We start from the raw sequence: 24914 nt of genomic DNA on the forward strand, positions 1-24914 counted from the left end.
CCACCATCGTTTCCATTAATTAAATGGTTTGGGTTTTTTGGATTTATCCACAAAGCATGATGATCTGCATGAACATTCTCTGCGCTAATAGAAGTAAACGTTTTTCCTCCATCTTTAGATTTTATAATGGGCACACCATACACATAAATATTGTCTTGATTATCTGGAGCAACATGAATATGTCCAAAATAATAGCCATAACTATAATATAAATCGTCTAAATAATCTTCATGTGTTTTTTCCCAGGTTTTACCACCATCTAGACTTTTATAGACCTCAGCACCTATTACTGGAGTATCAAACAGCATAGAATTTGCATCTTCAAGATAATGTGCTAAATCAATGGGCTTCACGTTTCCGCTGCGCACCATTTGCTTTACATTTTCTGCTCTATATTTTTCTTGAAAACCATTCGTTTTTAAAAATGCGTTAAGCTTTTTATCTTCAAGATCTAGAAAATTTGTAGTACTCATGGTTTTAAAATCTTCTTTCTTGAGACCACGTGTTTCTTCTTTTTTTCCTTCGGAAGGTCTTCTAAATTGACTATCATGAATGGCATAAACAATATTATCATTGTAGATTGCCAATCCTATTCTACCAACACCATTTCCTACTGGGAAACCGCTTGTTTCCGTAGACACCTTAGTCCAAGTTTCTCCAGCATCGATACTTTTATATATTGAAGAGTTATTTCCACTTCCATCAAAATTCCAAGCTTTTCTGTCTTTTATCCAAGACGATGCAAACATTATATTGTAATTATTTGGCGCATATTGCACATCTATAATACCACTTACATTATCTACAAAAAGTGTTTTATTCCAGGTTTTACCACCATCTTTTGTTTTATAAATACCTCTATCGTCGCTTTTAGAATATAAAGCTCCTGTTATACCAATAACAACTTCGTCTCCATTGTTTGGATTAATTAATATGCGACCAACATGTTGCGAATTTGGCAATCCTACATTCTCCCAAGTTTCACCATTATTAGTAGATTTTAATATTCCAATTCCAGAATAAGACGATCGCGATGCATTATTTTCGCCTGTACCCACCCAAATTGTTCTTGTTTTCCAGTCTACAGCAATATCTCCAACGTTTTGTGTTTGAGAGCTATCAAGAATAGGTGTAAAAGTGGTTGCGTTATTTGTAGTGTGCCAAAGACCACCAGATGCATAAGCAGCATAAAACTCACTAGGCATTTCTGGATTTACAGCTAAATCTACAACACGACCACTCATAACTGTTGGTCCTATGTTTTGAAACGGTACATTTTTAACTAAAGACGCTTCTTGAAGTTTTGTTTTTTGCTGAAGTGCTTCTTGTGTTTTATTATTATTTAAAGGCGTTTGTTGCGCTTCCATTTTAATAATAACTAATAAAGCAAAAGTAAGGAAAATTTTAAATTTCATATTTAGGAAGTTTGAGAACTTGAAGGTAAGAATTCTAACAAATATGAGCAAAACTGAAATGCTTTTTAGCAATAAAATGTTACTTTTACAATTCGACAAGCGCGATGTATGCTTCTTAGCCTTTCCGCTTGACGGAGAAATTCAACTAAAAATATATTAATGAGATTTTCGCCTATGCGGAAATAAAAAACCAATTCTCTATGAAATACCACAAGATAGATTCTGCTCTTTTTATAAAAAACCGTAAAAATTTTATGGGAAAAATGCAACCTAATAGCATTGCTGTATTTAACTCTAACGATATTTATCCTATAAGTGCAGATAGTACTCTGCCTTTTGCACAGCATCGCGATATTTTTTATTTGAGTGGTGTGGATCAAGAAGAAAGTATTTTGTTACTATATCCAGATTGTCCAAACCCTAAGAACAGAGAACTCTTATTTTTAAAAGAAACAAACGCACATATTGCAGTTTGGGAAGGCGAAAAACTAACTAAAGAAGCAGCTTTAGCAACTAGTGGTATAAAAACGGTTTACTGGTTACAAGATTTAGAGAAAGTAATGGCCGAAATTATGTCTCAATGCGATACGGTTTATATAAACACTAACGAGCACTATCGCGCAAATGTAGAGACCGAAACTCGTGAAGACCGTTTTACAAAGTGGTTAAAAAATAAATATCCTGCGCATAGCGTAGCTAAAAGCAACCAAATTTTACAACGTTTACGTTCTGTAAAAGACCAAATAGAATTAGACTTATTACAACAGGCTTGTAACATTACAAACAAAGGTTTTCGTCGTGTTTTAGATTTTGTAAAACCAGGTATTTGGGAGTATAATATTGAAGCCGAATTTATGCACGAATTTTTAAACAACCGTTCTAAAGGTTTTGCTTACACGCCAATTGTGGGCTCTGGAAACAACGCAAACGTATTACATTATATAGAAAACAATCAACAGTGTAAAGCTGGCGATTTAATATTAATTGATGCTGGTGCAGAATATGCAAATTACGCAAGTGACATGACGCGTACCATTCCTGTTTCTGGCCGTTTTAACGATAGGCAAAAAGCGGTTTACAATGCTGTAAATAGAGTGAAAAATGATGCCACAAAACTATTGGTTCCTGCAACACTTTGGGCAGAATACCACATAGAAGTTGGTAAATTAATGACAAGCGAACTTTTAGGATTAGGATTAATTGATAAAGCTGACGTAAAAAACGAAAATCCAGACTGGCCAGCTTACAAAAAGTATTTTATGCATGGTACATCACACCATATTGGTTTAGACACGCATGATTATGGTTTATTGCATGAACCAATGCAAGCCAACAATGTCTTTACTGTAGAACCAGGCATTTATATTCCAGAGGAAGGTTTTGGCATTCGATTGGAAGATGATTTAGTCATCCAAAAAAGCGGTGAGCCTTTTAATTTAATGCGTGACATCCCAATTGAAATTGAGGAGATTGAGGATTTGATGAATAAATCTTAAAACAAATACAACTTCTATAATTTTAAGTTTTAAACAGTATCAATATGAGGTCGAATTTTCGCAATATTATTTATTTTATAGTAGTTAGTTTTTTTAACTATTAATGTAAATGCACAATCTAATACTAAAAAATTTATTGATGCATCCATTGGTTTTGGATATAGTTCCCCTTATGATGAAGTAGATATTGGTAGTTCTGGTTTTTATGCTCAAGGAGAATATGAATTACGTTATACAAAATGGATAGATTTTAGACCTTATGCTGGAATAATTTTAGCCTCTTCGGATATTAGTGATGAAACATTAGCATTCTTTGGTTTTAAATCTACCGCAAAAGCTTTTATGCTTGGTGGAAAAATAAGACTCACTTTTCCTATTCCATATGTGTCACCATATCTAGAAACAGGATTAGGTGCCTCTATAGGTTCTTTTGTAACCATAACGCCATTTACAAATAAAGCACAAAATGGATTGAGTATGCATATTCCAATTATTAATATTGTTTTTCTGTTATTCATTTCTTAAAAATTATCTTTGCCAAGATACTAATTTCAAACAATGTCTTTATTCCATAATTTTAAAAATACTAATATTCATTATACAGATGAAGGCTCTGGTAGTGCTGTTATTTTATTTCATGGTTTTTTAGAAGATTCTTCTATGTGGAATACACTTATTCCAGAATTAACTAAAAAGAATAGAGTTATTACAATCGATTTGTTAGGTCATGGAAAAACGGGTTCCTTAGGTTATTTTCATACTATGGAAGACATGGCAAATAGTGTAAAAGCAGTTTTAAAACATTTAGGCCTTAGAAAATATACTTTTATTGGGCATTCCATGGGTGGCTATGTTGCGTTAGCATTTGCAAAATTATATCCTGAAAGTATTAAAGGCTTATGCTTATTAAACTCAACATACGAAGCTGACGATATTGAAAGAAAAGCACTAAGAGCTAGAGCCAATAAAATGGTACAAAACAATTATGAAAATATGGTAATGATGAGTTTTGCAAATCTTTTTAGTGCAGAAAGTAAATTAAAATATAAAGATGCTTTTAATGCTGCATTAGAGGTTGCTTTAAAGACACCAGTACAAGGTTATATGGCTGCAAATGAAGGTATGAGAATTCGAGAAGATCTTTCAGATTTCTTTGCAAATGCTACTTTTAAAAAAACTGTTTTACTAGGAAAAAAAGACACTATTCTTGATGCAAATGCGATACTAAAGTTTACACAAAAGCATACTATTGAAACACATGTTTTCTCTGAAGGACATATGAGCCATATAGAAAATAGTAAGAAATTTATTACAGAAATAGTGCAGTTCATCGAAAAAAAATAGCTTATTGTCGGTTTTTTGTTTTTTTTATCTAAGTTTAAATAATTAATAGTCCCAAACTATCTAATCTTAAACCTATGTCTTTATACTGTAAAATTTTCGGTCATCAATTTGAAGTTTCTAAAAAAGTAACCTACCATGTTAAGGAATACAAATGTGATCATTGTAGCAAACAGCTAACTACAAATAGCAACGGTGGACTTGTAGAGCTTACACCAAAACACAAAGAAATAAACTCTATTTTATATAGAATTTATATTAAAAGACAAGCAAGGCTTAGTAGAGAAGAACTGCATACAGCCTATAAAATATCTTCTTAACTCTCAAAGTTTTTCCAACCTTGAGCTTGTAATGGTATTTTAGTTTCTGCTCTAGTTACTAAGTTTAGTCCAGAGTTTTCATCTGTAATATACCCAATAATTGTAAAATTAGGGTTTGCTTTTATTTTTGGAAAATCCTCCTGAGAAACAGTCATTAACAACTCGTAATCCTCTCCACCATTTAAAACAACAGTTGTACTATCTATATTAAATTCTTCGCAAGTTGAAATAACCTGTGGATCTAGAGGTAGTTTGTCTTCATATAAATCGCAACCGACTTCGCTAGCTTTACAAACATGTAAGATTTCAGAAGACAAGCCATCGCTAACATCTATCATAGCAGTTGGTTTTACATTTAAATCTTTTAAGAGTTTTATAATATCTTTTCTCGCTTCTGGTTTTAATTGACGCTCCATTATGTATGTATATGCATCTAAATCTGGTTGATTGTTTGGGTTAACTTTAAACACTTCTTTTTCGCGTTCTAAAATTTGAAGTCCCATATATGCACCACCTAAATCACCAGTTACTACTAGTAAATCGTTTGGTTTTGCCCCTTTTCTATACACAACATCTTCAGCATTAACTTCTCCAATTGCTGTAACAGAAATTAATAAGCCAGAAGTAGAAGATGTAGTGTCACCTCCTACAACATCTACATTATATATTTTTGAAGCTAATGCAATACCTTCATATAATGCCTCTAAAGCCTCTAAAGGAAATCGATTTGAAACTGCTATAGAAACTGTAACTTGAGTTGCCTCTGCATTCATTGCATAAACATCTGATAGATTAACCACAACAGATTTATAACCCAAATGTTTTAAAGGCACATAGCTTAAATCGAAATGCACACCTTCTACCAACATATCTGTAGTCACAACAATTTGCTTCTTTTTAAAATCTAAAACAGCTGCATCATCACCAATACTTTTAATGGTCGACTTCTGTTTTATTTCAAATTGTTTTGTTAAATGTTCTATTAAACCGAACTCTCCAAGTTCACTTAAAGGCGTACGTGCTTGATTTTTATCTTCTATCATTGTGCAAAAATAAGAAGTTGAAATATAAATCAAGCAAAATTAATTTTTAATTACATGAATTTAAAAAATAATAACCCTAGTTCTTAATTTCGTAAAAAAAGTTGTAAATAAAAAGCAAAACGTTACATTTTAAAGTATTTTTGTAAATAAACTAATTATTAACAACCTAATGTTTAAAAATTACATTCTAACCCTACTTATTTCTTTTTCATTTCTTAACGTTACAAATACACAAACGCCTTGCGAATCTGGGATAGCAGGCATTTATCCATGTAATGATTATGATTTAATGTCTAGAACACCAATATCAACTTTAGCAACAACTTTAGGAAATCCTGAAGGTAGTGATGTTTGGGGATGGACAGACCCACAAGATGGCAAAGAGTATGCAATTATTGCAACAACTAATAGTACCGCATTTGTAGATGTAACAGACCCTGTTAATCCAGTCTTTTTAGGACGAATTGAAACTGCAAATGGAAACACTTCATTTTGGAGAGATGTAAAAGTATACAACAATCATGCATTTATTGTTGCAGATATTATAGGAAATCATGGTATGCAAGTTTTCGATTTAACAATACTAAGAAACGGTGTAGATCCAGATTTAACTTTCGATGGTAATCAAGTGTTAAGATACCAAGGAGATGATGGAGCTGGTGATTTGGTAATAGGAAGTTGTCATAATATTGTTATTAACGAGTCTGAAGGTATTGCCTATTTAGTAGGTTGTGGCTCTGCAAATGGAGGAGGTCCAATTTTTGTAGATATTACAAATCCTGCAAACCCAACAGTTCTTGGCGATTATACTGCTGGTGGCTATTCTCACGATGCACAAGTAGTTACCTATAATGGACCAGATACAGACTACACAGGACGACAAATTTATATTGGAAGTAATGGAGACTCAGATCAAGTTGTTATTCTAGACGTTACAGACAAGTCTAATGTTGTTGGCATTAATTCTTTCGATTACCCACAAATTGCATATGCTCATCAAGGCTGGTTTACAGAAGACCAGCGTTATTTTATATTAGGAGACGAAGTTGATGAACAAAGCTTTGGTAATAATTCTAGAACACTTGTATTTGATTTCCAAGATCTTGATGCAGACTTTGATCTTGATTTAAACTCAGATCAAATTCCAGATTTAATAACTATTTATTCAGGAACTACAGCAGCAATAGATCATAATGGTTATGTTAAAGGAAATGAATTTTATTTAGCAAACTATAGAGCAGGAATGAGAGTTTTAAGTGTACCTTCACTTATATCCTCTAATAATACATCTTCTGAAATTGGCTTTTTTGATACCTATCCTAGTAGTAATGGAGCCAGTTTTAATGGAGCCTGGAGTATTTACCCTTATTTCTCAAGTGGTAATATTATAATTAGTGATATAGAAAGAGGTCTGTTTGTAGTAAGAAAAAGTGGCACTCTAATAACCGAAGATTTTACTCTATCTCCTAGTTTTTCATTATCACCAAACCCTACAACATCTGTTTCAGTTTTAAAAAGCGATAATGCTAATCCTATTGAGAATATAGAAATATATAGTATTCTAGGTCAGATAGTATTTAAAAAAGACAATATAAACCATACAGAATTCGTTTTACCTACAAAAGGTTATTCGGCTGGAGTTTACTTGGTGAAAATTAATAATTCTATAACCAAGAAACTGGTAATAAAATAAAAATTTTAAAATGAAAAAAATAAAAAATCTTGCTTCACTTATTGTAATCTGTTTCACACTTAGTGTTGTAATTCAAAGTTGTCAAGACGAACCTGTTAGCATAGCAACTGGTGTAGATACTGATAACGACGGAATTCCTGATGCTATTGATAATTGTGTAAGTATAGCAAATACAGACCAATTAGACACAGATGGAGACGGAATGGGTAACGTATGTGATGATGACGATGATAACGATGGTGTAAATGATGACATAGACAACTGTCTGCTAACAGCAAATGCAGACCAAGCAGATGCTAACAACAATGGTATTGGAGATGTCTGTGACAATGAACCGCTTTCTCCATGCGAAAATGGAATGGCAGGAATTTACCCTTGTAACGGAATAGATTTATTAGCAGTTATAGATGCACTAACATTAGGTGGAAATGCAAATGTAGAAGGTAGTGATATTTGGGGATGGACAGATCCAACAGATGGTAAAGAATATGCATTAATAGCCTTAACCAATAGTACTGCATTTGTAGATGTTACAGATCCCATAAACCCTACTTTTTTAGGAAGATTAGATACAAATGCAGGAACAAGTTTTTGGCGAGATGTGAAAGTTTATAATAACCACGCATTTATTGTCGCAGATAATGCAGGAGCTCATGGTATGCAAGTTTTTGATTTAACAAGATTAAGAAATGTATCAAACCCACCAGAAAGCTTTAATGCAGATGCAATTTACACAGGAGTAGGAAGCTGCCATAATATTGTAATAAACGAAAGCGAAGGTGTTGCTTATTTAGTAGGCTGCTCTTCAACAAATGGTGGAGGTCCAATTTTTGTAGACATATCAAGCCCTTTAAATCCAACTTTTATAGACGATTATACTACAGGAGGCTATTCTCATGACGCTCAAGTGGTAACTTACAATGGACCAGATTCAGATTACACAGGAAAGCAGATATATGTTGGAAGTAATGGTAACACAGATAAAGTCGTTATTTTAGATGTAACAGATAAATCTAATGTTATCCCAATTAGTGACTTTACTTACCCTCAAACTGCATACGCACATCAAGGTTGGTTTACAGAGGATCAAGCTTACTTTATACTAGGAGACGAAGTAGACGAACAAAGCTTTGGCTTTAATACCAAAACATTAATATTTGATTTCACAGATTTAGATAATCCTACATTATCTTCAACATATACAGGGCCAACAGCAGCAATAGATCACAACGGTTATGTTAAAGGAAACGAATATTACCTTGCTAACTACAGAGCAGGTTTAAGAATATTAGATATTACAAATATTTCTGCTTCATCTAATGCAATGACAGAAACTGCTTTTTTCGATACTTTTCCAACAAGTAACAGTGCAAGTTTTAATGGACTTTGGAGTGTTTATCCTTATTTTGCTAGTGGTAATCTAATTCTAAGTGATATTGAGGGAGGTCTTTTTATCGTTAGAAAAAGCAATTAATAACAATAAAATGAATCAAAAAAGACATTTATTCCTATATCTATTCGTTTTAATTACTGTTTTAAGTTGTAAAAATGATTATGATAATAGTAAAGGAAATGATGGTTCAAACAACCCATCTGCTTCTGGAATAATTAATTCTATTAAAACTTTTGGTGGTACAAAAAACGATAGTGCCCAAGAAGTTGTTAGTACAAGTGATGGTGGCTATGCAGTACTTGGCTTTACACAAAGCATGAATGGCGATATTACAGATAAACAAAATGAAAGTTTCGATTTCTGGATACTTAAATTTAATGAAGAAAATGAGGTAGAGTGGAGTAAAACCTTTGGTGGAAGCGCAGACGATAAAGGAAGCGACATAATACAAACTACAGATGGTGGTTATGCTATTTTAGGTTCAAGCTTTAGTAACGATGAGGATGTTTCTGGAAATCATGGTCAAAATGATTATTGGTTAGCAAAATTAGATGCTTCAGGAAATATTTCATGGCAAAAATCTTTTGGTTATCAGGGAGCAGATTATGGAATTTCTGTAATTCAAACCAGCAATTCTGGTTACTTAATAACTGGAGTGCTTGACGTAACAGCCTCTAATGGAGAAGGTAACACATCTAAAAACAGTAATAAACATGCTGGTGGAGATTATTGGGCAGTAAAACTAGACGCCTCAGGCACTATAGAATGGAGTAAATACTATGGAGGTTTATTTACAGATACACCAGAAAGTATTGTAGAAACAGAAGACAACGAATTTATTATTGTAGGTGGATCTGATAGTATGGATACTGATATTTCAAGCAATATTGGCTCTTACGATTTTTGGGTTATTAAAATTTCGGCAACTGGCGCAATAGTTTGGGAAAAATCTTTTGGTGGTGATGAGATCGACGAAGCTTGGTCTATAACAAAATCTGGAGATGGTAATTTTATTATCGCTGGAGACACAAGAAGTAATGATGTAGACGTTTCTAATAATTTAGGCGCAGCAGATTTGTGGTTAATTAAAATCTCAACCAATGGAGAATTACTTTGGGAAAAATCTATTGGAGGAACCAGTTTTGATGTTGCTAGAGATATTTCACCTACGCAAGATGGTGGCTTTTTAGTTGCTGGAAGTTCTAGAAGTAATGATATAGATGTCTCTGAAAACAAAGGGCAAAATGATGCTTGGGCTGTTAAAATAGATAGTAATGGAACTATAGAATGGGAAAAAGCCGTTGGAGGAACAAACATAGATTTTGCTTATGGAATTGTAGAATTGAATAATAAAAAAGTTATTGTTGTTGGAGACACAACAAGTAATGATGAAGACATTATTGAAAATAAAGGATTTACAGATTTATTAATAATTAATATTAAATAAAACACAACTGTTAAAATGAAAATATTTTTAGCCTTATTAGTTTGTATTCCTCTAGTGTTTACATCTTGCGGAGAAGATAACGATGACAACTTGGTTGCAAGTGCAAACGTTTCTTTTAAGTTCTCACATAAATGGGATAATACAACTATAAACAGTTCAAACCTTACAACCGAAACTGTAACAAATGCTAATGGAGAAGTTATAAGCATGACAAGAATTAGATATCTTATTTCAGGATTACAGTTAGTAAATAGCGATGGTACAACTTATAGTTTTGACGGCTACAAGTTTACAGATTTGGAAGACGAAACCACTTACAATTTTACTCCAGAAATCAACAATATTCCTACTGGAATTTATACTTTAAAATTTATTTGGGGATTTAGTGAAGAAGATAATATAGATGGAGAATACCTAGATTTAAATAGCGCTTCTTGGAATTGGCCAACAATGCTAGGAGGAGGATACCACTTTCTTCAGTTCGATGGCATGTACAATGTTGACACAATACCTAGCCCATTTAATTATCATAACGGAACAGCTCGTGTAAGTATGGGTGTTTTTGAACAAAACTATGCAAGTATAGAACCAGAGACACCAATAAACATAACTAGTAATGCAATAATTAATATTAATATGAACATTGCAGAATTTTTTAAAACCCCTAATACTTGGGATTTAAACGTTTTAAACACGCCTCTAATGCCAAATTATGATGCACAAAAAATGATGCAAGAAAACGTATTAAGTGTATTTAGTATAGATGGAGTTACACAATAATAAAATATGAAAAACAGGATCATATATCTACTATTAATCATTTTTGTTTGGTCATGTTCCAAAGAAAATGCTTCAGATACAGAAACTTATGAACCTACACCATTACCACTCAGTATTCCTCAAATTTTTTTAGAAAATATAATACCTCCTGTAATACCAAACAACAATCCTCAAACAGTTGAAGGTGTCGCTTTAGGAAAAAAACTATTTTTCGATACTAAACTTTCTGGAGACCAAACAATGGCTTGCGCTAGTTGCCATGCACCACAAAATGCATTTACAGACAATATACCAACAAGTATTGGTATAGATGGTGATTTTGGAAATAGAAACTCTATGCCTATATATAATTTAGCATGGAACTATGGAGAACGGTTTACTTGGGATGGTAAAGAGTTAAGCCTAGAACGTCAAGCTTTAGAACCAGTAGAAAACCCAGTAGAAATGCATAGTGATTGGGACGATGTAATAGATAGGTTACAAAGTGACGCTGAATATCCAGAATTATTTCGTCTGGCTTTTAAAACAAATACGATTACAAAAGAATTAACAGCAAAAGCAATTGCTCAGTTTGAACGCACTCTAATATCTGCAAACTCTAAATTCGACAACTACTCTTTAGGACAAGCAACGGTAACTCCTCAAGAGCAAAATGGTTTTAATGTCTTTATGGACGAGGAAAGAGGCGATTGTTTTCATTGTCATGGTAACACAAATAATCCATTGTGGACAGATAATATTTTTCATAATAATGGATTAGATACAACATTTGCAGATCTTGGCTTGGGAGGTGTAACTGGAGATTCTAACGATAATGGGAAATTTAAAAGCCCTTCTTTAAGAAATCTAGCTTATACAGCACCATATATGCATGATGGTAGATTTGAAACTTTAGAAGAAGTAATAGAGTTTTATAGTTCAGGATTACAACAATCTTCAACAATAGATCCTTTAATGAAAAAAGTAGACGAAGGTGGTGTTAATCTATCTATGCAAGATAAAGCAGACTTAAAAGCATTTCTTCTAGCATTATCTGACCCAACTTTTCTTGCCAATCCTGACTTTCAAGAATAAATTTTTAAAAACATATTTTATATAGGTAATACCTATCAAACCATATGCTAATATAATGTTAGTTGATATGGTTAAAAGCGACTGATTTTGTATATTTGCACTCTATTTAGAGTAAATCTATATAAGATTATGATAAAAGTTTCTGAAACAGCTAAAAAGAAAGTCGTGGAGTTAATGACAGACGACGGTTTTAATCCTATCGAAGATTATGTTCGTGTTGGAGTTAAAAGTGGTGGATGCTCTGGTTTATCTTACGATTTAAAATTTGACAAAAGTCAAGAAGAAGACGATAAAATTTTTGAAGACAATGGAGTGAAAATTATCATTGATAAAAAAAGTTTTTTATATCTAATTGGTACAACACTAGAATACTCTGGAGGTTTAAACGGAACTGGTTTCGTTTTTAATAATCCTAATGCAAACCGAACTTGCGGTTGTGGAGAAAGTTTCTCATTATAAAAATTGAAAGAACGCATTATGTCGAAATATACTGAAGACGATTTAAGAGAAGAGCTTAAAACTAAAGAATACGAATATGGATTCTACACAGATATAGAGTCTGAAACGTTTCCCATTGGTTTAAACGAAGATATTGTTCGTGCTATTTCTAAGAAAAAAGAAGAGCCAGAATGGATGACGCAATGGAGGCTTGAGGCTTTTAAGGTATGGCAATCTATGGAAGAGCCAGATTGGGCTAATGTAAATTATAAAAAACCAGATTTTCAAGCTATTGCTTATTATTCTGCACCAAAAGCTATAGACCCAAATAAAACATTAGACGATGTCGATCCAGATTTATTAGCTATGTACAAAAAGTTAGGAATCTCTGTAGATGAGCAAAAGAAAATGAATAACGTAGCAATGGATATTGTTGTCGATTCAGTTTCTGTAGCAACGACTTTTAAAAAGACATTAGGGGAGAAGGGTATTATTTTTATGCCAATTTCTGAAGCTATACAAGAACACCCAGAACTTGTTAAAAAATATATTGGCACAATTGTACCAACTAAAGACAACTTCTATGCAGCCTTAAACAGTGCTGTATTTAGTGATGGTTCTTTTTGTTACATCCCAAAAGGTGTAAAATGCCCAATGGAATTGTCTACCTATTTTAGAATTAATGAAGGTGGAACAGGACAATTTGAACGTACATTAGTAATTGCAGACGAAGGAAGTTATGTATCATACCTTGAAGGTTGTACAGCACCAAGTCGTGACGAAAATCAACTACATGCAGCAGTTGTAGAGCTTATAGCACTAGACGATGCAGAAATAAAATACTCAACTGTACAAAACTGGTATCCTGGAAACGATAAAGGTGTTGGTGGTGTTTACAACTTTGTAACTAAAAGAGGTTTATGCGAAAAGAATGCTAAAATCTCTTGGACACAAGTAGAAACAGGAAGTGCTGTAACATGGAAATATCCAAGTTGCATTTTAAAAGGAGACAACTCTGTAGGGGAGTTTTATTCTATTGCAGTTACTAATAATTTTCAACAGGCAGATACTGGAACTAAAATGATTCATTTAGGTAAAAATACCAAATCAACAATTATTTCTAAAGGTATTTCAGCAGGAAAATCTCAAAACTCATATAGAGGTTTGGTACAAGTTAGTGCGCGTGCAGAGAATGCTCGTAACTTTAGTCAGTGCGATAGTTTGTTAATGGGTAATAAGTGTGGTGCACATACATTCCCTTACATAGAAGCAAAAAACAAAAGTGCTATGATAGAGCACGAAGCAACTACAAGTAAAATTGGTGAAGATCAAATTTTTTACTGTAATCAACGTGGTATAGATACCGAAAAAGCAATTGCTTTAATAGTAAATGGATTTAGTAAAGAAGTATTAAATAAACTACCTATGGAATTTGCTGTAGAAGCACAAAAACTATTAGAAATAAGCCTTGAAGGCTCAGTAGGATAAACTAAACATTAATAAAATGAAGAAAATTTTCATGCTCCTTTTGTGCTTTTCTGTTTTTACAAACTGTAAAGAAGACGTAGAACAAGAAACACCAGAGGTTACTCAAGATCCTTTTGGGAAAACTGAAAAACAAAGTGATGGCTTAACACTTGTTAGTGGTGAGTTTTCATATTATGCAGATGCTGCAGTACTACAGGTAGGAAGTAGTTCTATTTATGGCGTTATATTAAACGATAAAATGAAAGAACTTTACACTATGGGAAAAGACTACAGAACAGAACCAACAGACGGAATACAAGTACAAGTTCGTGGAAAAATTACACCTAAGGAAGAAGGCAAAGAAGGCTGGCCAAATAATATAGAAATTAAAGAAATTATTAGCATTAAAGAATTAGTTAATAAAAATGAGGTTATTAAAATTGGAAAATAAAACTATGTTACAAATAAAAAATTTACACGCAAGTGTTGAAAATAAATCGATTTTAAAAGGAATTAATCTTGAAGTAAAAGCTGGAGAAGTACATGCTATTATGGGACCAAATGGTTCTGGAAAAAGTACTTTAGCATCAGTTATTGCTGGTAAAGAGGAATATGAAGTAGAAAAAGGTAATATCCTTTTAAATGGAGAAGATTTAGAAGATTTAGCAGCCGAAGAACGTGCTCATAAAGGTATATTTTTATCATTTCAATATCCTGTAGAAATTCCTGGAGTATCGGTAACAAACTTCATAAAAACAGCTATAAACGAAACTCGTAAAGCAAAAGATCTTGGTGATATGCCAGCAAAAGACATGCTGAAAATGATTCGTGAAAAGTCTGAAATGTTAGAAATAGATCGCAAATTCTTATCTCGTTCTTTAAACGAAGGTTTTTCTGGAGGAGAAAAGAAACGTAATGAGATTTTTCAAATGGCAATGCTAGAACCAAAACTAGCAATCTTAGACGAAACAGATTCTGGTTTAGATATCGATGCCTTACGTATAGTTGCAAACGGTGTGAATAAATTAAAATCTAAAGACAATGCAGTTGTTGTAATTACACATTACCAACGCTTGTTAGATTATATTGTTCCAGATTTTGTACACGTATTATACAATGGTCGTATTGTTAAATCTGGAGGAAAAGAACTAGCTCACCAATTAGAAGAAAAAGGTTACGACTGGATTAAGGAAGAAGTGAACGCATAGATTAAGTTAAAATTAGAAGTTTTAACATTGTAACTCAACAAAATGGATTTAAAAGAAAAATTAGTATCATCCTTTATAGCATTCGAAAATAATGTAGATATAGATTCGCCTGTTCACGATATTCGTAGCGAAGCAATGAAAACTTTCGAAACAACTGGCTTTCCTTCAAAAAAAGAAGAAGCTTGGAAGTATACCTCATTAAATAGTGTTTTAAAGCATGATTATAGTGTGTTTCCTAATCAAGAAAATGCATTAGAATATAGAGACATAAAAAAGTATTTTATTCATGATATAGACACCTATAAAATTGTGTTTATAGATGGAAAATACTCATCTCATTTATCTCAAACCACACATGATGGTATAGATGTTTGTTTAATGTCTTCTGCTTTAAATAAACCAAAATACAGATTAATTATTGAAAATTATTTCAATAAAGTAGCAACTAAAGACAGCTTAGCATCTTTAAATACTGCATTTTCAAGTGAAGGAGCATATGTCCACATTCCAAAAAACAAATTGGTAGATAAACCAATTCAAATTATACATTTTTCTACAGAAAACGAATCGGCATTAATGCTTCAGCCAAGAAATTTAATAGTTGTAGACGAAAACTCTCATGTACAAATTATAGAACGCCATCAAAGTTTAACAGATAATCCTGTATTAACAAATAGTGTTACAGAAATATTTGCAAACAAACGTGCAATAATAGATTATTATAAAGTTCAAAACGATAACAAAAATGCCTCTATAATAGATAGTACTTTTGTAAATCAAAAAGACCAAAGTCATTGTCTAGTTCACACTTTTACTTTTGGAGGAAAGTTAACGCGTAACAACCTTAACTTTTACCAAAATGGTGAACGTTTAGACTCTACAATGAAAGGAATTACTATTATTGGAGAAAAACAACATATAGACCATAACACATTAGTTCACCATATAGAACCAAATTGCGAAAGCCACCAGGATTACAAAGGTATTTATGGAGATAGTGCTACAGGAGTATTTAATGGCAAGGTAGTAGTAGAAAAACTAGCTCAAAAAACAAATGCTTTTCAATCTAATAATAATATTTTATTAAGTGATAAAGCATCAATAAACACAAAACCACAACTAGAAATTTTTGCAGATGATGTAAAATGTTCTCATGGTTGTACTATTGGGCAATTAGACGAAAGCGCACTGTTTTATATGAAACAACGTGGTATTCCAGAAAAAGAAGCCAAAGCATTATTAATGTTTGCTTTTAGTAATAATATATTAAACTCTGTAAAAATTCCAGAATTAAAACAACGTATTACTAAATTAATTGCTACAAAATTAGGTGTCGATATTGGTTTCGATTTATAAGAATAAAATTCCCCATATAAATAAAATTAAAAAGCCTCAAAATTAAAAATTTTGAGGCTTTTTTAGTTCTAATTCCCAGCTAATTTATACTTCTGATAAAAATACATTGGAATTAAAGCAAAATTTAAAAACATGAAACCTATAAAAACTATTATTCCTCTATAAGGCTATGTTAAAAACTCGAACATAGCTCCTATTCCTAAAATAAAAAAGGTTAAAAACCAACGACATAAAATGATTTATTAATAGTTTGTTTTTTAAGAAAATTTGTGAGTGGATTGTTTATGTTTAGAGTAAAAAATAAGAGGCACTACACCAAATGCAAATAGTAATATTGCAGCAATTAACATTGAGCTTGCAAAAGGCCAATGCATAATTTTAAATAAAGAACCAATTACCAAAAGTACAACCATAGTTATACCAGCTCCAAACATTAAATTATTTATAACTCTTGCTTGCTTATTAAATTTTTGAAAATTAGTTTCCAATTGTAAATTTTGAAAACTTGAGTAGCCACCAAATTTTTGTAACGCTTCTTGATAAAGTGTATTAAAATCGTTAGAATCTTGGCTCTCAATATAAGTACATATATGGTCGATTAAATCTTCTTTTTAAAAATTGAGATTTAACACCATAAAGCTTTAAACTGTTATCAATAAACTCAACATGTTTTTCTTCTATTTGCATTATATAATTGGTTTAGGATTAAAAATTAAGTTTAATGTGTCTATAAAATTATTAATTTCTTCTGTAACTTCTTTCACTGCTTTTTTGCCTTCAGAAGTCACTTTGTAATATTTTCTCACACGTTTCCCAATAAAAAATTTTTCAGTTTCTAATGTGCCTTTAGCCTCTAACTTATGTAGAATAGGATATAAAGCACCTTCCGAAATATCAATCTTATTTAGTGTTAACTTCTTTACTTCTTGTGTTATCTCATAACCATACATTTGATTGCGCTCGCTAATAAGCTTTAAAATAATTGGCTGTAAGGTTCCTTTTGTTAATTCTTTACTATACATATTACAAATATACATTTTATTTAAATGCATTTTAATAAAATCTTAAAAATATTATATTTTATTTATACTTCTTTTATCAAACAAAACGTAAATTTGTGCTATGTTAGATTTGATTAAAATAAGAGCAGATTTCCCGATACTTAAACGTAAAGTAAACGGTAAAAATTTAGTGTATTTAGACAATGCAGCAACCTCACAAACACCTCAACAAGTTATAGATGTTATTGTAGATTATTATAGTCATTATAATGCTAATATTCACAGAGGTGTACACGCATTAAGTCAAGAGGCTACAGATAAATACGAAGCTGCTAGAAACACTATTCAAACTCATTTTAATGCCAAACATGCCTACGAAATTATTCTAACTGCAGGAACAACAGAAAGTATTAATTTGGTGGCTCATGGTTTTGCTTCTATTTTACAAAAAGGAGACGAAATTATAGTTTCGGCTTTAGAGCACCATAGTAATATTGTACCTTGGCAAATGTTATGTGAGAAAACAGGAGCTATTTTAAAAGTAATACCAATGAACCAAAATGGAGAGTTGGAAATGAAAAGTTACACAAAACTGCTTTCTAACAAAACAAAATTAGTATTTGTAAACCATATCTCTAACGCATTAGGAACAATAAACCCTATAGAAACAATTATAGAACAAGCCCATAACCTAGGAGCTGCTGTATTAATAGATGGAGCACAAGCTTGCCCACATTTAAAGCCAGACCTTCAAGCTTTAAATGTAGATTTTTATGTTACTTCTGCACATAAAATATGTGGACCAACAGGAGTAGGTATGTTATATGGTAAAGAAGAATGGCTTACTAAACTACCTCCTTATCAAGGTGGTGGCGAAATGATAGATCAAGTAAGTTTCGAGAAAACAACATATGCAGGTTTACCACATAAATTTGAAGCTGGAACTCCAAATATTTGCGGAGGTATTGCTTTTGGTGCAGCTTTAGATTACATGAATGCTATTGGTTTTAATAATATTGCAACATATGAAAATGAACTTTTAGACTACGGAACCAAAAAACTACTTGAAATTGAAGGTTTAAAAATTTATGGAACTTCAAAAAACAAAACATCTGTTATTAGCTTCAACCTAGAAGGTATACACCCTTACGATGTTGGCACCTTATTAGATAAAATGGGAATTGCTGTAAGAACAGGTCACCACTGCGCACAGCCAATAATGGCTTTTTATAATATACCAGGTACAGTTCGTGCTTCTTTTGCATTTTACAATACTAAAGAAGAAATTGATGCTTTGGTACAAAGTGTTAAAAAGGCAAAAATGATGTTAAGTTAATATAATAGTCTTACTCCCAACAAGTTAAAAAACGCTCAACCGAATATCTATTCGGTTGAACGTTTTTCTATTCAATGCACTTAATCTAAAAAATAGCAATATGTTAATATTTTAACAAATTGTTTGTTAAGTTTCTAAAATAACCAACAAAAATTAAGATATAATGAAAAAAACTAGTGCTCAGTATGGCTGTTTTAGCCTTAGTATTCACTACTTGTAACGAAGACAAAACTCAAGAATTAAATGATGAACAATCTAAAATAGACATGAGTGATTTTTATGTCTATACAGATGCAGATATAGAAGAACCAATTGGAGCAGCGGAAGGTAAAACGTCGTGCTATTCAATGGTAAATTTAAACAGATTACTAAATGAAAATCCAGGTTTAGATAAAAAAATTTATGATATTAAATACAATACACGTGTTTTTGCATCTAATATGAAACCAGGAAATGGAAATGGAAACGGTGGAGGAAACGGTGGAGGACCAGGTGGTGTTGGCTCTGGTGGCGGAGACCCAATAGACAACATTGGTGTTGTAAATATTCCGGTTTATGTTCATGTAGTTTATGCTAACTCTACACAAAATGTAAGTGACCAACAAATAAATTCTCAAATTTCAGTTTTAAATAACGATTTTAGAGCAACTAATAATGACACTAATCAAGTGCCTTCTGAATTTGCTGGCTTAATAGCAGATACAGAAGTTAATTTTACTCTAGCTAATACTTACAGACATTCAAACTCTGCTTCTTCTTGGAGTACAAATGATGCAGTTAAATCTGCTTATCCACCAGTAACACCTTCTAAACACTTAAATATTTGGGTATGTAACATTAGTGGTGCTATTTTAGGTTATGCACAATTCCCTGGTGGTCCATCAGCAACTGATGGTGTTATTGTACTATATTCTAGTTTACCTGGAGGTTCTGCAGCTCCTTAAAATCAAGGAAGAACTTTAACTCATGAAGTAGGTCACTATTTAAACTTACGCCATATTTGGGGAGATGGAAGATGCAAACAGGATGATTTGGTAGCAGATACACCTTCTTCAGATGGACCAAACTACGGTTGCTCATCTTATCCAACTGTAAATTGTCGTTCTAATGATATGACAATGAACTATATGGATTATGTATATGATGCATTTATGTACATGTTCTCTGAAGGTCAAAAGTAAGAATGAGATCTATATTACAAGCTGGAGGTTCTAGAGCTTCTTTAGCAGGTAACTAGAGCAACTCTCATACATAAAATAATTAAAGACGCCAACATTGGCGTCTTTTTTGTATTATTATATTTATAAATCTAATCATATAAAATGAAAACAACAACATTACTCCTATTTACCATAATACTTAATGCTTGTGGTAGTTCGAAAGCTTCAACAGATATAAAAAATAATAGTATGACACAACAAACAAATCCTAATGGTGAATACACAATTAGCACGTTATACTCCAACAAAACTAATATTGAAAACTTGACACTTAATTTTGATAATAAAACAAAAAGAGTTTCTGGTTTTTCTGGTTGTAATACCTTTTTTGGAAACTATACTTTAGAAGGTAGTACAATTACCTTTAAAAGTATGGCTTCAACAAAGAAGTACTGTATGGAAGACGAAAATAAAGCTGAAAGAGCTATCATGAAAGCTTTAAACGAAACTAATGGCTTTAAAATTAGCGGCAATAATATAACATTGCTTAATAATAAAACAGAATTACTAAGCGCCAACAAAACTACAAACGCTAAAAGAGCTCAAGAAAATATTAAAATTGAATACAGAGCACATACAAGAGGATATTTAAATAAAATAGTTTTAGAAAACAAGACAGTTAGTGTTCAAGAAAGTCATAGTGTTGAGCCAGTTGCAAAACCATGTAGCGAAGAAGATTGGGACGCTTTAATGCAGTTAGTTTCTGCTATAGATTTAAAAGGCTTAAATACACTAGAAGCACCTTCAAAAGCATTTCAATATGATGGAGCAGCTATTACAAACCTTACCGTATATAAAGATAGTAACACCTACGAAACACCTCCTTTTGATTCTGGAAAACCAAATAAAGAGATTGAAACAATTGTTGAAATGGTTTTAAAGATTGCAAACTCTAGTAAAGAAAAGAAGTAAAGAATTTTGTAATTTTACAGAAGCAAAAAAAAATATAAAAATGCAAAGTATTAAAGAGATACAAGAAGAAATTATAGAAGAATTCGCAATGTTCGAGGATTGGGAAGAACGCTATCAATATATGATAGATTTAGGTAAGGATTTACCATTAATAAATGACCAATTTAAAACAGACGAAAACATTATTAAAGGTTGCCAAAGTAAAGTTTGGGTTCATGCAGAATTAAATAATAATATAATAGAATTTACTGCAGATAGCGATGCCATTATAACAAAAGGTATTATAGCAATTTTAATAAGATCCTTCTCTAACCAATACCCAAAAGATATTTTAGAAGCAAATACTGATTTTATTGATAAAATTGGGTTAAAAGAACATTTATCACCAACACGTGCTAATGGGTTGGTAAGTATGATAAAGCAATTAAAAATGTATGCTATCGCATACCAAACACAAATAAATTAGTAAGTTTTTTACATATATAAAGACTCTAATTAAAACATTTCTATGTTTACAGGAGATGAAAAAGAAAAAATTATTATGAGTGAAACAATAGACACAACAGAATTAGGAGAAAAAATAGTAGCAGTAATTAAAACTATTTACGATCCAGAAATACCTGTAGACATATACGAGTTAGGTTTAATTTACGATGTATTTGTAAACGAAGATTACGTTGTTAAAATATTAATGACCTTAACAACACCTAATTGTCCAGTAGCAGAAACGCTTCCTTTAGAGGTTGAAGAAAAAGTAAAATCTCTTAAAGATGTTAATGACGCAAAAGTAGAAATTACTTTTGATCCACCATGGAGTCAAGAACTTATGAGTGAAGAAGCCAAGCTTGAACTTGGAATGCTTTAATATTTTAAAATTAAAACCACTTGAAAGACGAAATAATCAATCGCGTTGCCAATAGTAAGCTAGTTACTTTTGATCTTGAAGATTTATATCCAACAGGAGAACGTGTTTTGTTTGATATTAAAGATTGGCTTCTAGAAGGTCTCGTTTTACGTGAAAAAGAGTTTAGAGAATCTGTAAAAAATTATAATTGGTCTCAACACCAAAACCAATACATAGCATTAACATGTTCTACAGATGCTATAGTTCCAGTTTGGGCATATATGCTTTTAGTAGTTAATCTTGAACCATTTGTCGAAAAGGCTATTATTGGAGATTTAGAGAATTTAGAGACTTCCATTTATCAAGACATTATTAACAAAATAGATGTCGATTCTTTTAAAAACATGCCAGTAATTATTAAAGGTTGTGCCAACAAACCTGTACCAGTAAACGCTTACACGATGCTAATAAAAAAACTAAAGCCTGTAGCCAAATCTTTAATGTATGGAGAAGCATGCTCCTCTGTGCCTCTTTTTAAGCGTTAATATATTTTACAAAACCCTTATTATCAAAACATTAACTTTTTGTGCTGTTTTTGGTTAAATCCCAACAAAGGATATATTTACACTCGTTTTAAAAACGCTACAACATTAAATATAAAATTAATAATCATGAAAAAATTATTATTATTATCTGTGTTTTTTATCGGAATGGTTTCGATGAACGCACAAACAAAAGAAGAATTAGTCTCTCAAAAAGCTGAAAAACAAGCTGCTGCAGATGCTGCTCAAGGAGAAGCAGATGCTTTACAAGCACAAATTGATGCACTTCCAGGTTGGAAAAAAGGAATGTTTGGAACTATAGGTGGTTCACTTTCTAACTTTAACAACTGGTATTCTCAAGGTGCACCAAATAATACTTCTGGTAATATTGGTGTTTCTATTAATGCATTTGCAAACTTACAACAAGAAAAGTTTTTTTGGAGAAATGCTTTAACATCAAATTTAAACTGGGTAAAATTAGATAATAAAGATACTAACCTTGATAGTGAAGATTTTAATCCTACTACAGATGTGTTTAACATTTCTTCTTTATATGGTAGAAAATTAAGCGAGAAATTTGCTGTTTCTGGATTAGGTGAATATAGAACTACTTTATTAGACAATTTTAACGATCCTGGATATTTAGATCTTGGTGTTGGTGGAACTTGGACTCCTATGGAGAATCTAGTTGTTGTAGTACAACCATTAAACTACAATTTTGTTTTTGCAAAAAACGATGCGGTTTTTCAATCGTCTTTAGGTGCTAAAATTGTTGCAGATTATACAAGACAAATTGGTGCTATTAGCTTTAAGTCTAACTTATCTACATTTCAAAGTTATAAGGATGGAGATTTATCTAACGTAACTTGGACGAACTCTTTTAGCTATACTTTATGGAAAATGATTGGTGTAGGTTTCGATTTTGGATTAAGAAGCAATAAACAAGAAGCTGCTAATTTTCAAAACGTAATGTTACCTGCTGCAGATAATAAATTACAAGCTTACTGGTTACTAGGTTTAAGCTATAACTTATAGTGGTAACTATTATACATTAATAAAAAAGGTGAAACATAAAATGTTTCACCTTTTTTATTTGCATTAAGGATGGAAACGGCATCCTTTTATTTGCTGCCGTATATGGCAAATAAAAGATACAGAGAACAGCCTGGTTGCTTTTGGTTTTTCTGCCAAAAGCAAAATGCCCAAAAAATAATTGTTTTAATTTAAGAGATTGCTATGTCGCTAAAAAACTCTTAGCAAGACACTTTTAAAGTAATTTATTATTCCTCTTCTCCCATATTTGCATAATCGTAATCTGGATATAGAAAATGATTATACGGAAAACGAGTAACGTGGATTTCTCTTACTTCATTATAAACACGTTTTTTAAAGTCTTCTAAATTTTCTTTATTTAATGCAGAAATAAATAGTGCATTATCTTCTCCTACTCTATTCATCCAAGTTTTTTTCCATTCTTGAAGACTGTAATGTTCTTCGGTACGCTCTGCAATTAAATCGGTGTCATCAAAAGGTTTTGCTTTGTAAGCATCAATTTTATTAAAAACCATAATTGTTGGCTTATCTCCACTTTCTATTTCACCTAAAACTTTTTCTACAGAGGCAATATGATCTTCGAAATTAGGATGAGAAATATCTACCACATGTAGTAATAAATCTGCTTCACGAACCTCATCTAAAGTACTTTTAAAACTATCTACTAATTGTGTTGGTAATTTTCTAATAAAACCAACAGTATCGCTTAGTAAAAAAGGAAGGTTTTGTATTACAACTTTTCTTACTGTGGTATCTAGTGTTGCAAAAAGTTTGTTTTCGGCAAACACTTTACTTTTACTAACTGTATTCATTAAAGTAGATTTCCCTACGTTGGTATAACCTACTAATGCAACTCGCACCATTTTACCTCGATTTCCTCTTTGTACAGACATTTGCTTGTCTATTACTTTAATTTTATCTTTTAGGAGTGAGATACGATCTCTTACAATACGTCTATCTGTTTCTATTTCTGTTTCACCTGGTCCACGCATACCAATACCACCTTTTTGGCGCTCAAGGTGAGTCCACATACCTTTTAATCGAGGTAATAGGTATTCGCACTGTGCTAATTCTACTTGTGTTCTTGCATAACTTGTTTGTGCACGTTGTGCAAAAATATCGAGAATAAGGTTGGTTCTATCTAATACTTTACATTCTAAAATTTTACTAATATTACGTTCTTGAGCAGCAGAAAGCTCATCGTCGAAAATAGCTGTACCAATTTTATTATCTTGAATATATTGGCGTACTTCTTCCATTTTTCCAGTACCAATAAAGGTTTTAGGATTAGGCATGTCTATTTTTTGAGAGAATCGTTTTTTCACCTCTCCTCCTGCAGTGTAAGTTAAAAAGGCTAACTCATCTAAGTACTCCTTAGATTTTATTTCGTCTTGATTTTTAGTAATTACGCCTATTAATACTGCGCTTTCTAAGTCTATATCTTTCTTTTCTAGCATAAATTGTTTTAAAGGACAAAGTTAATCAATTGAAAGCAGATAATATTTGCTATTTTTAGCAGAATTAAAACTTAAAAT

25 protein-coding genes and 1 pseudogene are annotated in these 24914 nt (G+C 32.0%); 21 read left to right on the forward strand and 5 right to left on the reverse strand.

Annotation, left to right across the window (positions count from 1 at the left end; genetic code table 11):
* Positions 1-1415: pseudogene (locus tag QNK89_RS04870) on the reverse strand (glycosyl hydrolase); the annotation flags it as partial.
* Between the two features lie 200 nt (positions 1416-1615).
* On the opposite strand from QNK89_RS04870, the gene QNK89_RS04875 reads away from it, so the two are divergent.
* Entirely contained in the window at positions 1616-2911 is a 1296-nt protein-coding gene (locus QNK89_RS04875) for an aminopeptidase P family protein (RefSeq protein WP_340169842.1), read from the forward strand.
* A 257-nt stretch (positions 2912-3168) separates the two neighbouring features.
* Here the strand turns inward: QNK89_RS04875 and QNK89_RS04880 are convergent, their stop codons facing one another.
* Complete coding sequence (locus QNK89_RS04880; RefSeq protein ID WP_340169843.1) at positions 3169-3429, reverse strand: hypothetical protein; 261 nt, start codon at positions 3427-3429, stop codon at positions 3169-3171.
* 40 nt (positions 3430-3469) lie between these two features.
* Between QNK89_RS04880 and QNK89_RS04885 the strand changes: the two genes are divergently transcribed.
* Together QNK89_RS04885 and QNK89_RS04890 are read left to right on the forward strand one after the other, a co-directional pair.
* On the forward strand, positions 3470-4255 hold the full coding sequence (locus tag QNK89_RS04885) for an alpha/beta hydrolase (RefSeq protein WP_340169844.1): 786 nt from the start codon (positions 3470-3472) through the stop codon (positions 4253-4255).
* Between the two features lie 74 nt (positions 4256-4329).
* Positions 4330-4572 (forward strand): DUF1660 family phage protein, encoded by a 243-nt coding sequence (locus QNK89_RS04890; RefSeq protein WP_340169846.1) that lies wholly within the window; start codon positions 4330-4332, stop codon positions 4570-4572.
* Here QNK89_RS04890 and thiL read toward each other — a convergent pair.
* Complete coding sequence (gene thiL, locus QNK89_RS04895) at positions 4569-5615, reverse strand: thiamine-phosphate kinase (RefSeq protein WP_340169847.1); 1047 nt, start codon at positions 5613-5615, stop codon at positions 4569-4571. The genes QNK89_RS04890 and thiL overlap by 4 nt on opposite strands.
* Before the next feature lie 169 nt (positions 5616-5784).
* On the opposite strand from thiL, the gene QNK89_RS04900 reads away from it, so the two are divergent.
* The 10 genes from QNK89_RS04900 (at position 5785) to sufD (ending at position 16471) form a co-directional block, all read left to right on the forward strand.
* Positions 5785-7308 carry a choice-of-anchor B family protein gene (locus QNK89_RS04900; protein WP_340169849.1) on the forward strand — a complete coding sequence of 508 codons (1524 nt, stop codon included), beginning with the start codon at positions 5785-5787 and terminating at the stop codon, positions 7306-7308.
* Positions 7309-7318: 10 nt separating this feature from the next.
* Positions 7319-8782 carry a choice-of-anchor B family protein gene (locus tag QNK89_RS04905; protein WP_340169850.1) on the forward strand — a complete coding sequence of 488 codons (1464 nt, stop codon included), beginning with the start codon at positions 7319-7321 and terminating at the stop codon, positions 8780-8782.
* Positions 8783-8792: 10 nt separating this feature from the next.
* Complete coding sequence (locus QNK89_RS04910; protein WP_340169851.1) at positions 8793-10148, forward strand: hypothetical protein; 1356 nt, start codon at positions 8793-8795, stop codon at positions 10146-10148.
* Positions 10149-10163: 15 nt separating this feature from the next.
* A complete protein-coding gene (locus QNK89_RS04915) occupies positions 10164-10928 on the forward strand; it encodes an MbnP family protein (protein ID WP_340169852.1) in 765 nt (254 codons plus the stop codon).
* Positions 10929-10934: 6 nt separating this feature from the next.
* The gene (locus QNK89_RS04920) at positions 10935-12002 is read left to right on the forward strand and encodes a cytochrome c peroxidase (protein WP_340169854.1); all 1068 of its coding nucleotides are present in this window, start codon (positions 10935-10937) and stop codon (positions 12000-12002) included.
* Positions 12003-12131: 129 nt separating this feature from the next.
* The gene (locus QNK89_RS04925) at positions 12132-12461 is read left to right on the forward strand and encodes an iron-sulfur cluster assembly accessory protein (protein WP_340169855.1); all 330 of its coding nucleotides are present in this window, start codon (positions 12132-12134) and stop codon (positions 12459-12461) included.
* An 18-nt stretch (positions 12462-12479) separates the two neighbouring features.
* Positions 12480-13928 carry a Fe-S cluster assembly protein SufB gene (gene sufB / locus QNK89_RS04930; RefSeq protein ID WP_340169897.1) on the forward strand — a complete coding sequence of 483 codons (1449 nt, stop codon included), beginning with the start codon at positions 12480-12482 and terminating at the stop codon, positions 13926-13928.
* A gap of 16 nt (positions 13929-13944) precedes the next feature.
* Complete coding sequence (locus QNK89_RS04935; protein WP_340169857.1) at positions 13945-14358, forward strand: hypothetical protein; 414 nt, start codon at positions 13945-13947, stop codon at positions 14356-14358.
* Between the two features lie 4 nt (positions 14359-14362).
* Positions 14363-15115: a Fe-S cluster assembly ATPase SufC gene (sufC, locus tag QNK89_RS04940; RefSeq protein ID WP_340169858.1), complete on the forward strand. Its 753-nt coding sequence runs from the start codon at positions 14363-14365 to the stop codon at positions 15113-15115.
* A gap of 42 nt (positions 15116-15157) precedes the next feature.
* Positions 15158-16471, forward strand: a complete 1314-nt coding sequence (gene sufD, locus QNK89_RS04945; protein WP_340169860.1) for a Fe-S cluster assembly protein SufD — start codon at positions 15158-15160, stop codon at positions 16469-16471.
* A 686-nt stretch (positions 16472-17157) separates the two neighbouring features.
* Here sufD and QNK89_RS04950 read toward each other — a convergent pair.
* Entirely contained in the window at positions 17158-17493 is a 336-nt protein-coding gene (locus QNK89_RS04950) for a PadR family transcriptional regulator (protein ID WP_340169862.1), read from the reverse strand.
* 100 nt (positions 17494-17593) lie between these two features.
* Between QNK89_RS04950 and QNK89_RS04955 the strand changes: the two genes are divergently transcribed.
* From QNK89_RS04955 to QNK89_RS04990, 8 genes are all read left to right on the forward strand, one after another.
* On the forward strand, positions 17594-18808 hold the full coding sequence (locus QNK89_RS04955; protein ID WP_340169864.1) for a cysteine desulfurase: 1215 nt from the start codon (positions 17594-17596) through the stop codon (positions 18806-18808).
* Positions 18809-18993: 185 nt separating this feature from the next.
* The gene (locus QNK89_RS04960) at positions 18994-19752 is read left to right on the forward strand and encodes a hypothetical protein (RefSeq protein WP_340169865.1); all 759 of its coding nucleotides are present in this window, start codon (positions 18994-18996) and stop codon (positions 19750-19752) included.
* Positions 19753-19806: 54 nt separating this feature from the next.
* Entirely contained in the window at positions 19807-19989 is a 183-nt protein-coding gene (locus QNK89_RS04965) for a hypothetical protein (protein WP_340169899.1), read from the forward strand.
* 141 nt (positions 19990-20130) lie between these two features.
* The gene (locus QNK89_RS04970; RefSeq protein WP_340169867.1) at positions 20131-20940 is read left to right on the forward strand and encodes an META domain-containing protein; all 810 of its coding nucleotides are present in this window, start codon (positions 20131-20133) and stop codon (positions 20938-20940) included.
* A gap of 40 nt (positions 20941-20980) precedes the next feature.
* Positions 20981-21406, forward strand: a complete 426-nt coding sequence (locus tag QNK89_RS04975; protein ID WP_340169869.1) for a SufE family protein — start codon at positions 20981-20983, stop codon at positions 21404-21406.
* Positions 21407-21481: 75 nt separating this feature from the next.
* Complete coding sequence (locus QNK89_RS04980; protein ID WP_340169901.1) at positions 21482-21805, forward strand: DUF59 domain-containing protein; 324 nt, start codon at positions 21482-21484, stop codon at positions 21803-21805.
* A 20-nt stretch (positions 21806-21825) separates the two neighbouring features.
* Positions 21826-22329, forward strand: coding sequence for a DUF2480 family protein (locus tag QNK89_RS04985; protein ID WP_340169871.1), 504 nt, complete (start codon positions 21826-21828; stop codon positions 22327-22329).
* A gap of 126 nt (positions 22330-22455) precedes the next feature.
* Complete coding sequence (locus QNK89_RS04990; protein WP_340169872.1) at positions 22456-23361, forward strand: DUF3078 domain-containing protein; 906 nt, start codon at positions 22456-22458, stop codon at positions 23359-23361.
* Positions 23362-23606: 245 nt separating this feature from the next.
* On the opposite strand, the gene hflX is transcribed toward QNK89_RS04990, so the two are convergent.
* Positions 23607-24836 carry a GTPase HflX gene (gene hflX, locus QNK89_RS04995; protein ID WP_340169873.1) on the reverse strand — a complete coding sequence of 410 codons (1230 nt, stop codon included), beginning with the start codon at positions 24834-24836 and terminating at the stop codon, positions 23607-23609.
* Between the last annotated feature and the right edge of the window lie 78 nt (positions 24837-24914).

It is taken from the genome of Lacinutrix sp., assembly GCF_037625555.1.
Taxonomy (GTDB): domain Bacteria; phylum Bacteroidota; class Bacteroidia; order Flavobacteriales; family Flavobacteriaceae; genus Lacinutrix.